12 protein-coding genes are annotated in these 14,152 nt (G+C 27.3%); 3 read left to right on the top strand and 9 right to left on the bottom strand.

Annotated features, from left to right (window positions below):
- Positions 1 to 140: 140 nt before the first annotated feature.
- Together lysS and prfB are read right to left on the bottom strand one after the other, a co-directional pair.
- A complete protein-coding gene (lysS, locus tag M9408_RS02920) occupies positions 141 to 1,670 on the bottom strand; it encodes a lysine--tRNA ligase (protein WP_250257131.1) in 1,530 nt (509 codons plus the stop codon).
- Positions 1,670 to 2,777 (bottom strand): peptide chain release factor 2 gene (gene prfB, locus M9408_RS02915; RefSeq protein WP_250257130.1). Its coding sequence is split into 2 segments (ribosomal slippage): positions 1,670 to 2,722 and positions 2,724 to 2,777, totalling 1,107 coding nucleotides; the frame shifts between segments, so codons are not numbered across the junction. The genes lysS and prfB overlap by 1 nt, the downstream gene beginning before the upstream one ends.
- A gap of 525 nt (positions 2,778 to 3,302) precedes the next feature.
- On the opposite strand from prfB, the gene ygfZ reads away from it, so the two are divergent.
- The gene (gene ygfZ, locus M9408_RS02910; RefSeq protein ID WP_250257129.1) at positions 3,303 to 4,322 is read left to right on the top strand and encodes a tRNA-modifying protein YgfZ; all 1,020 of its coding nucleotides are present in this window, start codon (positions 3,303 to 3,305) and stop codon (positions 4,320 to 4,322) included.
- A 23-nt stretch (positions 4,323 to 4,345) separates the two neighbouring features.
- Here the strand turns inward: ygfZ and M9408_RS02905 are convergent, their stop codons facing one another.
- From M9408_RS02905 to M9408_RS02895, 3 genes are read right to left on the bottom strand one after another with little or no spacing between them, the layout of a single operon-like run.
- The gene (locus M9408_RS02905; protein ID WP_250257128.1) at positions 4,346 to 5,572 is read right to left on the bottom strand and encodes an FAD-dependent monooxygenase; all 1,227 of its coding nucleotides are present in this window, start codon (positions 5,570 to 5,572) and stop codon (positions 4,346 to 4,348) included.
- A gap of 24 nt (positions 5,573 to 5,596) precedes the next feature.
- Positions 5,597 to 6,304 carry an FAD-dependent monooxygenase gene (locus M9408_RS02900; protein ID WP_250257487.1) on the bottom strand — a complete coding sequence of 236 codons (708 nt, stop codon included), beginning with the start codon at positions 6,302 to 6,304 and terminating at the stop codon, positions 5,597 to 5,599.
- A gap of 38 nt (positions 6,305 to 6,342) precedes the next feature.
- Positions 6,343 to 6,789: a hypothetical protein gene (locus tag M9408_RS02895; protein ID WP_250257127.1), complete on the bottom strand. Its 447-nt coding sequence runs from the start codon at positions 6,787 to 6,789 to the stop codon at positions 6,343 to 6,345.
- Positions 6,790 to 7,509: 720 nt separating this feature from the next.
- On the opposite strand from M9408_RS02895, the gene zapA reads away from it, so the two are divergent.
- Both zapA and M9408_RS02885 read left to right on the top strand, forming a co-directional pair.
- Positions 7,510 to 7,854: a cell division protein ZapA gene (gene zapA / locus M9408_RS02890; RefSeq protein ID WP_250236635.1), complete on the top strand. Its 345-nt coding sequence runs from the start codon at positions 7,510 to 7,512 to the stop codon at positions 7,852 to 7,854.
- Positions 7,855 to 7,974: 120 nt separating this feature from the next.
- Positions 7,975 to 8,589, top strand: a complete 615-nt coding sequence (locus M9408_RS02885) for a 5-formyltetrahydrofolate cyclo-ligase (RefSeq protein WP_250257126.1) — start codon at positions 7,975 to 7,977, stop codon at positions 8,587 to 8,589.
- Positions 8,590 to 8,842: 253 nt separating this feature from the next.
- Here M9408_RS02885 and rpiA read toward each other — a convergent pair whose 3' ends face one another.
- The 4 genes from rpiA to speB form a co-directional block, all read right to left on the bottom strand.
- A complete protein-coding gene (gene rpiA / locus M9408_RS02880; protein WP_250236633.1) occupies positions 8,843 to 9,499 on the bottom strand; it encodes a ribose-5-phosphate isomerase RpiA in 657 nt (218 codons plus the stop codon).
- Positions 9,500 to 9,784: 285 nt separating this feature from the next.
- Positions 9,785 to 10,867: a class II fructose-bisphosphate aldolase gene (gene fbaA, locus M9408_RS02875; RefSeq protein WP_250257125.1), complete on the bottom strand. Its 1,083-nt coding sequence runs from the start codon at positions 10,865 to 10,867 to the stop codon at positions 9,785 to 9,787.
- A 108-nt stretch (positions 10,868 to 10,975) separates the two neighbouring features.
- Positions 10,976 to 12,154, bottom strand: coding sequence for a phosphoglycerate kinase (locus M9408_RS02870; RefSeq protein ID WP_250257124.1), 1,179 nt, complete (start codon positions 12,152 to 12,154; stop codon positions 10,976 to 10,978).
- 501 nt (positions 12,155 to 12,655) lie between these two features.
- The gene (gene speB / locus M9408_RS02865; protein WP_250257123.1) at positions 12,656 to 13,579 is read right to left on the bottom strand and encodes an agmatinase; all 924 of its coding nucleotides are present in this window, start codon (positions 13,577 to 13,579) and stop codon (positions 12,656 to 12,658) included.
- Positions 13,580 to 14,152 lie beyond the last annotated feature (573 nt).

The raw sequence follows: 14,152 nt of genomic DNA, 5'->3' as shown, positions 1-14,152 counted from the left end.
AACATAATAGATCTGTATTATTAAAATGTTAATTAATTAATTAATATTGTTTGGTTTTTAATACACACTAAACCTCAAATTTATTGATTAGTGTCATAGTAATTTTTTGTCATTTACTAATGCTAGAAAGCATATAGATTTTATTTTGGACGAAGTGTAGGAAACAAAATTACATCACGAATAGTATGTTTATCGGTTAATAGCATTATCAAACGGTCGATTCCTATTCCAATCCCTGCTGTAGGGGGTAATCCGTGTTCTAACGCAATTAAATAATCTTCATCATAATTTGTGTGAATGTTATTATTTTTGTTATCTTTTTTTTCTTTTGCTTGTTTCAAAAAACGTTCTTTTTGATCTTCTGGATCATTTAATTCTGAAAAACCATTTCCTATTTCTTTTCCAGCAATGAAGAGCTCAAAACGATCAGCAAGTGTTGGGTCATTATCGTTGCGACGTGCTAATGGGGATATCTCTATTGGATAAGAAGTAACACAGGTTGGTTGAATTATTTTTTTTTCTACTACTTCTTCAAAAATAACCATGTGTATTTTACTTAATGTCCAGCAATTATTAATTTTAATTCCAAATGATTTTGCAATAGAAATAGCGGTATGTATATCGTCTATATTTTGGGATTTAATTTCTGGTAGATAATAATAAATTGCTTCTTTTATGCTCATTTGAGCAAAAGGATTATTGAAATTCAATTCATAATTTCTATAATGAACTATATTTCTACCTAGTACTCGCTGTGTTACTGAACGTAGTAAATTTTGTGTTAAAACGATCATATCATGGTAATCGGCATACGCCATATATATTTCCATCATTGTGAATTCAGGGTTATGATATGAGGATATTCCTTCGTTACGAAAGTTACGATTGATTTCAAATATGCGCTCAAACCCGCCTATCACTAGTTTTTTTAAATATAATTCTGGAGCAATACGTAGATATATATCTATTCCTAATTTATTATGATGTGTAATAAAAGGGTTTGCTATGGCTCCTCCCGCAATTGTGTGCATCATTGGTGTTTCTACTTCCATAAAATTATTTTTTTTCATAAATTGACGTATTTCGTAAATAATTAGAGAACGTATTTTAAATATTTCTCTTGTGTCTTCATTAATAATTAAATCTAAATATCTTTGGCGATATTTTGTTTCTTGATTATTCAAACCATGAAATTTATCTGGCAATGGACGTAATGATTTAGTTAATAATCTAATTTCTTTACAATGTATCGATAGTTCTCCAGTACGTGTTCTAAATAATGTACCGCGTACTCCTAATATATCCCCTAGATCCCATTGTTTTATATTCTCTTCATACAATACATTCGTTGCTAACGAATTAGCAGTAATATACAACTGCATGCAACCATCAACGTCTCGTAAAGTTATAAAAGATGCTTTCCCCATAATGCGTTGACTTATTATGCGACCTGCTATATTTACTTCAATGTTTAATCGTACTAATTCTGAGTTAGATGTATGCTCGTATTTTTTGTGTAATTGATTAGAAGTGGAATCACGACGAAAATCATTTGGAAACGCTATACCTTTTTCTCTAATTTGTGATAGTTTTTTTTGACGAATACTTAATTCATAATCGATATTAAGCTTTTGATATAGTTGATGTTTTGAGTGCACGTATTTAGACATTATACATCTCGCTTAGAATATTTTTTAATACTAATTTGTATAAAATCATCTAATTCTCCATCTAAAACAGCTTTGATATTACGTTTTTCAAAACCAGTACGTAAATCTTTAACTCTAGAATTGTCTAAAATATAAGATCGTATTTGATTGCCCCAAGTAATATTTGCTTTATTATTTTCTCTCATTTTTTTTTCATAATTTTTCTTTTGTAATTCAAGTTCATATAATTTAGCTTTTAGTTGTTTCATTGCTTGATTTTTATTTTTATGTTGTGAACGATCACTTTGGCATTGAGTAACGGTATTTGTCGGTATATGTGTGATGCGCACTGCAGATTCTGTGCGATTAACATGTTGACCTCCTGCTCCAGATGCTCGGTAGACATCATAACGCAGATCTTCTGGACGAATGTGAATATTGATACTGTCATCTAATTCTGGGTATACAAATACTGAAGCAAATGAAGTATGGCGTTTTTTAGCAGAATCAAAAGGACTTTTGCGTACTAATCTGTGTACGCCAGATTCAGTATGCAACCAGCCATATGCATATGGTCCAATAACTTGAATAGTAGCAGATTTTATTCCGGTTATCTCTCCTGTTGATTCTTCAGTGATATCAGTTATAAAACCTTTGTGATCCATCCACCGTAAGTACATACGCAATAACATACCTGCCCAATCTTGTGCCTCTATACCTCCAGATCCTGATTGAATATCGACATAGCAATTAGCATGATCATATTTTCCTATAAACATACGATTAATCTCCAATTGAGATAATGTACGTTCTGAAGCAATTAATTGATTGTGAATTTCAGAAATTAAGTTGGCATCGCATTCTTCTGTTAATTTTAGTAAATCATTTAAATCCATTAAGTTTTTATAAAGCTGATCAATAATGTTAATAAAAATTTTTAAAGAGGAAGATTGTTGACTGAGAATTTTTGCTTTTTTAGGGTTTTTCCAAACATCATGTGATTTTAATTTAGCGTTAATTATTTTTAAACGGTTTTTTTTGAAATTATAGTCAAAAATCATCCTTAAACTTAAATATTCTATTTAACATAAGTTGAATATTTTGTTTAATAAGTTTTATATCTATCATAAAAATTTTGTTCCTTAAAGGATATGGGTTCCATGTTGTATCATTCTACATATGTATATGTAGAATGATACAACATGGTTAAATAAAAATTTTTATATACGTATATAGATGTATTCATATTATGATATCTTATTATATAAGATTAGTTTAATCTTTAATTATAGTTTATTTAAATTTATTTTACAGTCTTAATATACATAGGCTATGTCTATATTTTTTGTTTGTTTTATATTAGAAAATATTTTCTAATAATTATATATATAACCAATAAAATATTATTTCAATTATTATCATATATATTAATCATTATATTTGTATATAATTTATTGTTTAAAATCGTTATATGAAGTGGAAAACTGATAAATTTATTTAATTATAAAAATTAAATTATAAAATCATAATAATCAATATTTGGGATAAATGTAATCTTGTTATTTTGAAGTATGTAAATATTTGATGTAATAAGATAACATAGTTTATAGTATATAATATTTATCGATATTTTTATTTATAAAGAGACATATTATGTTGTCTAATATATTTTTTTCAAGGCAGTATCCTGTATCCTCAGAAGATTTACCACTGACATTTATATCTTTAGAAGAATGGATCTTAGTAAAATTATACGGACGAGATGTTATACAATATTTACATAACCAATTTACTTGCGATATTAAAAATTTAGATAAAGATAAATATAAGTTTTCAGCGTATTGCAATCAAAAAGGGAAAATGCTCAGCAATATGTACGTTTTTCACGTTAAAAATCAAGAAATGGCGTTTATAGAACGTTTAAACATATGCGAGAAACAGATTACAGAAATGAAAAAATATATAGTATCTTCTAATGTTTCTATTACTCCTGATTATAACGTAATACTTATTGGAATCGCTGGAATTAATGCGAGACAGTACTTAAGTATGTTTTTTTCGGTTATTCCAACCAAAAACTATACAGTAGTACATAATAAAGATGTTACTTTACTATATTTTGATGCTCCAACAGAACGTTTTTTATTGATTATTAATAATAAATCAACATTAGATTATCTTCTGAGCAAACAAAAACTTTATTGTATACAATTTAATGATAGTCGTCAATGGGCATTATTAGATATAGAAGCAGGTTATCCGATTATTGAATTAGCAACTAGTGAGTTGTTTATGCCTCAATCGGTTAACATGGATATGTTACAGGGCGTTAGTTTTAACAAAGGTTGTTATCTTGGACAAGAATCTATTGCACGTATTCAGTATCGTGGGAGCAATAAGAAAGAGTTATATCGGTTAATTGGTGTCATTGATTATTATAAGAATAAACAAACATTTCCTACAGCTGGTGATCGGATAGAATTAAAGTTAAATAATCAACATTGGAAAAATATTGGTATTATTTTGCAATCTTGTCGCATTAAAGAAAATAATGTATGGTTGCAAGCAGTATTAAATAGGTCAGTTTTGAATTCTTCAGAGTTAAGAATTACAAATATGAAAACTCATGATAGTTTTATTTTTTCTATTATTGATTATAATAAATTTAAATAATTTTAAAATTTTATATAAATCTTTTAAAAATCATAATGATCCTGTAGCAACCATTTTGGTAGATTATTTAAACCCATAATATGATGTAATATGCGTATTTTAAAATTGGGTACGGTGTTGATGAGATAAAAAATAAAATACTGTGCGTATTCTAAGAAATGATTTTTATCATGGAGTAACATGTGAAGATAGGGAATGTTTATAAGATTTTTAGTTATCCTGTATTTTATACTACGTTCATAATATTTTAAATAATTATAATGCCCAATATCTTTATTATTTTTTCTTAGCGTCTTTAGATAATTTAATAGAACTGCTGTATCCATAAGTTCTAAATTAATATTTTGAAAAAATAAAGGACATGCAAGATATGCAGATTTTCCTAGCAGTATTAAACGATGTTTTATAAAGTTATGAGCATATTGCATTCTCGGTATAAAAATTTTATGTTTTGTATTATTATATATAATACAGTGACCTAATATATTACAGATTGTAATTAAATCATAATTAACATATTGATCAGGGTTGGATACGTATAGATACTTTTTGGCTGTATGTGGTGGTAATAGCCACAAAACAACGGAAAGATGTGTGTTTTTTAATGGTAATAATATTAACAAACCATCATTATGAATAATAAAACGAAGAGTGTTTTTATGACTTTTTTCAGTGTAAATAATAGTTGTTAATCCATAATATTTTGTGTCTTTAAATAGCAAAGAAATACTTGTATTTTTTCTTATTAAAGAGTTGATGCCATCTGCACCTATTACCAATTTAGCTTTGAATATATAGTTATTATTTACTGTAATAAGCGCGAAATCTTCGTGATAACTTATTGTATTAAGTGAGCTTGAATCTATAAATATAATATTTCTTAATTGTCGTGCGCGATTGATTAGAGCCTGATATATTAAGCAGTCATCGATAATGTATCCTAGTTCAGGATAGCCTAAATAACCGGAATTAAAGACAGTTTTTTTTATATTATTTTTTTTAAGGATTTCTAATTTATATAATAAACTAGAAAAACTCGCTATGTCTTGGTTCCATATTTTTAAATACTGAAGTATTTTTAAACTAGTGATATTAACTAAAGAAGTTTTGATATTTTGTTGATCTGTTTCAGAAATATTCAAATGATTTCTGTGTTCTATGATTGCAATACGAAAACAATCATTTAGTCCACACGCTAATGCTAGCCCAGAAATTCCTTGATTTATAATAAGTATGTCAAAATTTTCCACATTATTGTTTATCTTAATAAAAAATTAATCAGTTTTCCAATTTAATATCGTGGTGACTAAAAGATGTTGTAGAAAAGTACTATATTTAATAAAAAATAAACCTACGTTTCGAGCAATGATTAATGGTAGATAATGATTACTGAACAAACGTACTAATCCATCGGTGATTTTAATAGTTTTATATTGATCTAAATATCTGTGTTTCTGATACGTATTTAACACGGAATAATCTCCAATATCTATATTTCGATATAATGCTTGCGTAATTATTTTTGATAAAACTACAATATCACGTAATCCAAGATTAAATCCTTGTCCAGCTATAGGATGTAAATTTTGGGCAGCATTTCCAACTAATGCCAGTCTGTGACTAATGTGGCTCTGCGCACGTGTTAGCCAGAGATCATAAAAGTATCGCGTTTCTATATTTAAAATTTTTCCTAATTTCCACCCAAATGTATTTTGCAGTTCTTGAGAAAATTTTTTTTTGTTCCATATAGATACTTCTTTATGTTGTTTGTTAGATATGCACCAAATTAAAAAACTAAAATTATTAGACATAGGCAACACAGCTAATGGCCCATGTTCTGTAAATTTTTCAAAAGCTCTGCCAAAATGAGGTATTTCAGTGGTAATTTTAGAAACTACAGCAATTTGTTGATAGTTATACCTAAACCATTTCATACCGCAGTTAGTGGCTAGTGCTGAATAGGCACCATCTGCTGCTACTATTAATTTTGAAACTATTTGATGACCATTATCTAAAGTAACTATAACTTTTTTTTTTCGCGTTTAATTTTTCTTAGAGTAGCGGGACAATATATAGTTACGTTTGATTTGTTTTTTAAAAAGTTAAATAATTTTTTTCTGAAAATATTTAACTCAATAACATAACCTAATTCTGATAATTGATGATCTTGAGCATTAATGAATACTTCATGAAGTCTATGGTATTCACTAATTTCTACTTGTTTTATAACAGTAGCGCAAGAAGACAAAATTGAAGCTATATTATTAATTCGTATCAATTCATAATAAGCTCCTCGTGATAACGCTATTACATGAGGAGGATATATATTTAAAGATAATTGTGTATCATAACAGTAAGGAGAATGTTGTTCTATTAAAGATATTTCTAAATCTCCTTTAGTTAATTTAAATAACATTAACGCTAGTATCGCGCCTGTCATTCCTCCGCCATGTATAATAATAGACATAAAATATTTATTTAACGCATAAATATAAAAAAATTTAATGTTGAACACTACAATATATAAATTAATATGATTAGATTTTATCTGTTAATATTTAGTATATTTGTTATAGTATAGTATATTCATTTAAGTATGATATTTAAATTTTAACGTATATATATAAAATATTTTGATAAAAATTAATTATTTAATTTAAAATATATATCAATTAAATTTAATTCGGCAGAATTTTCAATTTATAATAGAAGATAAAATCTATTCACTCCATTATGACATGATATATGAAAATATAATATATTGCCAGGATATAATTGTGAGTTATTATCTTTTATATAAAATGATCTTGTGTTTTAAGTTAAATTAGTGATCATTTGTAATAACCGAATTATTTGGTACTGTTTAGTATATTGTAGAATTTACATATTAATATATTTATCTTGATTCATCTGTTAAGATAATTTGATTATATTAGGTGATTTGCATATTTGTGCATAGTCTGTATAAGACGTTTTGTAAGATTTTCAAATACTTGATTTTTAGATCATATTTAAATAAATATTAATTATGTTAATTTTTTCAAAAAATTTTTGATAAAATGAAAGCGGTTTTATTTTTTATTTAAGATTTATGAAACATAAGTTTTGCATGTATATAAACTATATGATACATATTAGTATATTATACGATCATTGAAAATATAAGATATAATGCCAGGAAAGAAATATGCCTGAAAAACCAATAGATATTCAAATTTTTGGCCGAACATTACGGATTAATTGTCCGTCTAAGAAAAAAGATGCTTTAAATAAGGCAGTAGAAGATTTAACTAAACGTTTACAGGATTTAAAAATTAAGACAAGAGTGACTAATGCTGAACAATTAGTATTTATAGCTGCTTTAAATATATGTTATGAGTTAGCTCAAGAAAAATTGAAAACACGTGAATATGCAGCTAATATTGAGCAACATATTTTGTTATTGCAAAAAACAATCGAAAAAGCTTTAATTACGCACGCTCATATTACCGATCGAGCTGATGGAACATTAGAATGTTCTAAACATATATAGATTATATTTGTTGTATTAAATAATAAAATAATAAATATGCTGCATGGGTTATATTTTAATTTAATTTTGTTTTAGAATAAACAGTATATAAGTTTATTATATTTCACGACAATAGACAATATGTACATCTGTCATAATAAGAAATTATATAAAAGATCTATTCGTGAGTATATGCGTATTGTACGACGTTCTTTGACATTTCGAGAGCAATATACAGCAGCTCAACTAATTACTAATAAGATTATGACTATGGATTATGTACATAAATCAGAACGTATAGCAGTGTTTATTGCTTTTGATGGAGAAATAAGAACCTCTTTACTTATTCGAAATTTGTTATATATGCATAAACAGGTATATTTACCAGTTTTACCTTATTCAGAAAATCAATGTTTATTTTTTTTACGATATACGTTTTCAACGCCTCTTATATATAATCGTTTAAATATATATGAACCTGAATGGAATGTTAATTCTATTGTACCTGTAGAGAAACTAAACATTATATTCGTTCCGTTAGTTGCGTTTGATAATTACGGAAATCGATTAGGCATGGGTGGTGGTTTTTATGATAGAACCTTGCAAAATTGGAAAAATCAAAGTAATTATATACCTATAGGATTAGCATATGACTTTCAAAGAATACCTACTCAATTACTTCCTGTGGATGAATGGGATCTTACGTTACCAGAAATTGTCACCCCATCTTATCATTTAATTTCAGATGTTTATTAAATATATTGTTGTTCTGCGCAGCGTATATTATTATTTATAATATTTTACTGCTATAAATAGGTTATATTTCTTAAATATAAATAGTTAATTTTTATAATTTTCATAATGAATGTTAATTAATTCAGTGTATTTCTAAATAATTCTGATTTTTAGCCATACTAACGAGCATGCATACTTGTTATGCATGACTAAAAATCAGAATTATTTATGGTGTATATATTATTTAAAATTAAACTTTAAGTGTATAAATGAATTAGACAATTGTTTTTATACCTTCTTTTGTTCCAATTAATACGATATCTGCTCGTCTTTGCGCGAATATACCAACACTTACAACTCCTGGGATATTGTTAATTTTTGTTTCTAGTAATGATGCATTAGAAATTTTCATATTATATACATCTAAAATATTATTACCATTTTCAGTAATTACGTTATGTCGATACTCTGGTAAACCACCTAAACGTACTAGTTCTCTTGCTACTAATGAACGAGCCATAGGAATAACTTCTATTGGTAGTGGTCCACGTCCTAATATATTTACTTGTTTACTACTATCAACAATACAAATAAATTTTTTAGCTGCAGCAGCAATAATTTTTTCTTTAGTTAAGGCCCCGCCTCCACCTTTAATCATTTGCATATGAGCATCAATTTCATCTGCACTATCAACATATACATCTAGTCCATTTAAATTATTAAGATTGTATATAGGAATACCTAACTTTTTTAATTGATTGGATGAATAGTTTGAACTAGAAATTACACCTTCTATTTTTTCTTTTATACTATTTAATGCTTCAATAAAATACGTAATAGTAGAACCTGTTCCTATCCCTATAATTTTGCTAGACTGAATGTATTTTAAAGCTGCCCAACCTACTGATTTTTTTAATTTTTCTTTTGTCATATTGCACCTATACGTGACGTATATTATATATTTAGTGCGTATTACTTTTAATCTATTATTGCTTAATTTCTGATAAGGACTTTTATTTACTATAGATCAAAAATGATATTTAATGTGATTTTCTGATTTGAACAACAGATTTTATAATTTATACTGACATTTAAATTAAATACCATTTATAGGTATAATTAGCAGTATTTATCGAATTTAATTTGAAACAATTTTTATTTTGTCGACGTATAATCTGTATTAATATATTTAAAATTTTATGAATAAAAGTGATTCTTATAAAATATTAATAGCGTTTAAAGTAGAAAATATTTTTTCTAAGTATCTAATCATTGATTTTTGCCCTGTACGAATCCAAGCCCGCGGGTCATAAAATTTTTTATTTGGTTGCTCGTATCCATGTGGGTTACCTAATTGAGTTTGTAGAAAATATTTGTTGTATTGGTAGTATTTTAAAATTCCTTCCCAAGTAGCCCATTGTATATCGGTATCAATATTCATTTTTACAATACCATAACTGATGGCTTCTTTAATTTCTTCTTCTGTAGATCCAGACCCTCCATGAAATACTAAATTTAAAAAATTATTAGGCAATCCAAATTTTTTAGAAACATATTTTTGTGATTTCTGAAGTATTTTTGGATCTAATCGCACATTTCCAGGCTTGTATACACCATGTACATTTCCAAATGATGCAGCTATAATGAATCGTGGGCTGATAATATGTAATTTTTCATAAGCATAAGCTATATCTTCTGGATTTGTGTATAATAGTTCATGATTTAAATGATGATGATTAGTACCATCTTCTTCCCCTCCAGTACAGCCTAACTCTATCTCTAAAGTCATATTTAATTTGTCCATACGGCTTAAATATTTTGAACTGATTTCTATATTTTCTTTTAAAGATTCTTCGGATAGGTCTATCATATGAGATGAAAATAATGGGTTACCGGTTTTATAAAAATGTTTTGATCCTAAATCTAGCAGAGCATCGATCCAAGATAAATTCTTTTTAGTGCAATGATCAGTGTGCAAAATAACAGGGATACCATAGTGTTTAGCAATATGATGTACGTGTAAACTTCCAGAAATAGCTCCTAATACTGCTGTAGAATTATCGTCTTTATGATTATTTAAACCATATCCTGCCATAAAAGAAGATCCTTTTTTAGAAAACTGTAAAATAATCGGAGACCGTACACTAGCTGCAGCTTCTAATGCAGCATTAATTGAATCCATGCCTATACAGTTTACTGCTGGCAAAGCAAAATTATTTTTCTTTGCAAGATCAAATATCTTCTGTACATCATTTCCAGTGACTACCCCTGGTTTTATAGAATCAATAATCTTAATCATTTATTTTCTTCTTTTTTGATAAATATATATTTATGTAATATTATTTATATACATTCTATATGTATCTTCATACATAATACTAGTTAATTCATAATATGTATACTTTAATTATTTAATAGCATGTTTTTCAAGCATTTTTACCGATGGAAATGTTTTTCCTTCAATGAATTCTAAGAAAGCACCACCTCCGGTAGAAATATAAGAAATCTGATCGGAAACGCCAAAAAAATCAATAGCCATTAAAGTATCGCCTCCTCCAACAATAGAAAAAGCATTACTTTTAGCAATAGCATGAGATATCATTTCTGTACCTGTTCTAAAGTTTGGAAATTCAAATACTCCAATAGGACCGTTCCAAAGAATAGTTTTAGCACATTTTAAGATATCTAATATTCTAGCAATAGACTCATCACCTAAATCAAGAATTTGCTCATCATCTTTAATATCAATTACGGCTTTCATAGTTGCTTGAGCAGTTTCTGAAAATTCTGTGCTCACTCTTACGTCAGTAAGAGTAGGTATATCACAATTTTCTAAAAGTCGTTTTGCTGTAAGGATTAGTTCTTCTTCATATAAAGATTTACCTACTTTTTTCCCTTGAGCCGCTAAAAAGGTATTTGCAATACCTCCTCCTACTATGAGATAATCTGAAATCTTTGATAAGGAGTCCAAAACTGTTAATTTAGTGGATACTTTAGATCCTCCAACTATTGCAACCATTGGTCTCATAGGATTATATAATGCTTTACTTAAAGCTTCTAATTCTTTTTGTAGTAAGAGCCCAGAACAAGCTAAAGAAACAAATTTGCTTATACCGTGTGTAGAAGCTTGTGTGCGATGAGCGCTTCCAAATGCATCCATGACAAATATATCACATAACATAGCATATTTTTTTGATAATATCTCGTCATCATTTTTTTCTCCTTTATTAAATCGTACATTTTCTAAAATTAACAGTTCTTTCTCCGTAAAGTTTGTTGTACCTTCCAAATAATCTGTAACTAATCGGATTTTTTTTATGTTTTGACTAATTAATTGTTTTTTTAAATATTCAACTACAGGCTGTAAAGAAAGTTGTGCGTCGTAATTTCCTTCTATTGGCCGACCCAGGTGAGACGCTACCATAACATATTTACTTTTATTTAAAGCCAATTCAATAGTAGGTAATGATGCGTTAATTTTTCTATTAGAAGTAATAACTCCATTTTTAATAGGTACGTTTAAATCAGAACGAATTAAAACACGTTTATCTGTTAGGTCTAAATCACTTATTTTTATGATATTCATGACGGGAAACCTTTTATATGTATAAAGAAACGTATTAATAAAAGAATCATATATTAATAGTAAAAATATTTTTCCTTTACTATATATTGGACTTAACAATTAAGTTTGTTCTTTAACAATTAATTTTTAATAATAGTATATGATTTGGAATAAATTTAGATTGTAATTAATTAATCAATTAATAACATGAAAGCTCTTAAAAAATCAATGTGTTATAAGCAGTACATGATATACTGATGGTATTGGTATTTATACAGAAATATGAAATATTTTGTGGAATATAGTTATATTTGACTTATTTAATAATAATTTAATTTTTAAATTATTTATGGATTTTGTATTCTAATAATATAGTGATTAAGTATAGTAGTTAGCTAATATTCTGTAATTGATGTTATATCAGTATTAAGAATTTAGAATGTAATATAACCTTATAAGTTAATATTGTTGTTTTTGTATGGTTATCAATTAAAACTGTTAAATAACTAATAATATATGAAATTAATTTTTAGTTTTTAGTTTCACTTGAGTATATAGCATTTCTAATCCCAATGTAGCTGCTGTTAAGGCGGTGATTTGCGCGCAATCATAAGCTGGGGCTACTTCTACTAAATCAATGCCTACAATGTTTAAATTTGTAAAACTTCGTATTAACTTTAGAGCACGATAACTTGTTAGTCCGCCAATTACTGGAGTCCCAGTGCCAGGCGCTATGGCTGGATCTAAGCAATCAATATCGAATGTTAAATATATTGGGAAAGATTTAACAACTGATTTTATTTTATTTATAATAATATCTATATGTATGTCGTTAACATATTCTGCGTCTAATACTGTAAATCCAAAATGATTTTTGTATTCAGTACGAATACCAATTTGTATTGAATGTGTAGGGTCAATTAATTCTTCATTTAGTGCATGTAATATAATAACACCGTGGTCATATTTATTATCATTGTCATAGTAATCTGCATGCGCATCAAAGTGTATGATTGCGATTTTTCCAAAAATTTTTGAATATGCACGTAATATAGGTAATGTGATGTAATGATCACCTCCAAGTGATAGCATTTTTTTTCCAGAAATTAGTAAATGTTCAGCATGATTTTGTAGAGAGTTTACGAAATCTTGTATGTTTCCAGATTTATATATTAAATCCCCACAATCAACTACATGTAAATTTTTTCGTATATTAAAGTTCCAAGGCCAACGACAATGTTCCCAGGCTAAATTTATGGATGCTTGTCGAATAGCGGTTGGCCCAAACCTACTTCCTGATCGCCCAGAAGTAGCCATATCAAAAGGGACCCCAGTAATTACCCAATCACTATTGTTATTATAAGGATCAAATTCTAATGGAAATCTTAAAAACCCAAAAGCATTTGAAAACAAAGAGTTATCATATTTATAATTTAAAGTATGCATCTATTTCCTTTGCTTAATTAATGCATAAATAACTTATTATATACTAAATATAGTTTTGAGTAAAATTAAATAGAGTATCAATACAAATTGATAATATTTTAATAACTTCTATAACTTGTCGATAAATGTAATGTATATTGGTTTCATATCCTATAAATTTTTAGGGGCGTATTCAAATTAATTTATACTAAAATATGCAGTTATATTTATATAATATGATATATTGATCGCCTATAACTCAAAAATTGATTTATAGGCGATCAAATTTGTAAATAAAGTGCATTGCGACTTTATTATTAATTTTAATTATTTTATAAACAGAAAAAATAAAGATATTTTTGAAAAATGATAAATACAATAAGTTTTTATTTGAGCAGTTAGTGGGTATTCATTAAAATTTGGTGATTTATTTACAGGATGAAACAAGCTATGTTGGGATAATATTTATCATTTTTAATAAATCAATTTAAATACATATTTGATGATGGAAGTGAATAAGTGTAAATTTTAAAAAATTAGTTTGATTTTGATATAAACAATAGATGAAAGTATCTATGGTAGGGGTTTTCATGA

This window comes from Candidatus Blochmannia vicinus (genome assembly GCF_023586525.1).
GTDB classification, from domain to species: Bacteria; Pseudomonadota; Gammaproteobacteria; order Enterobacterales; family Enterobacteriaceae; genus Blochmanniella; species Blochmanniella vicinus.
The sequence above is the reverse complement of the archived record's forward strand: the minus strand, read 5'-3'. Positions and strand labels throughout refer to the sequence as shown.

Coding starts and splice junctions, on each gene's coding strand:
- M9408_RS02885 (WP_250257126.1), top strand. CDS start 7,975: ATGTACATCTGTCATAATAAGAAATTATATAAAAGATCTATTCGTGAG.
- speB (WP_250257123.1), bottom strand. CDS start 13,579: ATGCATACTTTAAATTATAAATATGATAACTCTTTGTTTTCAAATGCT.
- M9408_RS02870 (WP_250257124.1), bottom strand. CDS start 12,154: ATGAATATCATAAAAATAAGTGATTTAGACCTAACAGATAAACGTGTT.
- ygfZ (WP_250257129.1), top strand. CDS start 3,303: ATGTTGTCTAATATATTTTTTTCAAGGCAGTATCCTGTATCCTCAGAA.
- M9408_RS02895 (WP_250257127.1), bottom strand. CDS start 6,789: ATGTCTATTATTATACATGGCGGAGGAATGACAGGCGCGATACTAGCG.
- zapA (WP_250236635.1), top strand. CDS start 7,510: ATGCCTGAAAAACCAATAGATATTCAAATTTTTGGCCGAACATTACGG.
- rpiA (WP_250236633.1), bottom strand. CDS start 9,499: ATGACAAAAGAAAAATTAAAAAAATCAGTAGGTTGGGCAGCTTTAAAA.
- fbaA (WP_250257125.1), bottom strand. CDS start 10,867: ATGATTAAGATTATTGATTCTATAAAACCAGGGGTAGTCACTGGAAAT.
- lysS (WP_250257131.1), bottom strand. CDS start 1,670: ATGTCTAAATACGTGCACTCAAAACATCAACTATATCAAAAGCTTAAT.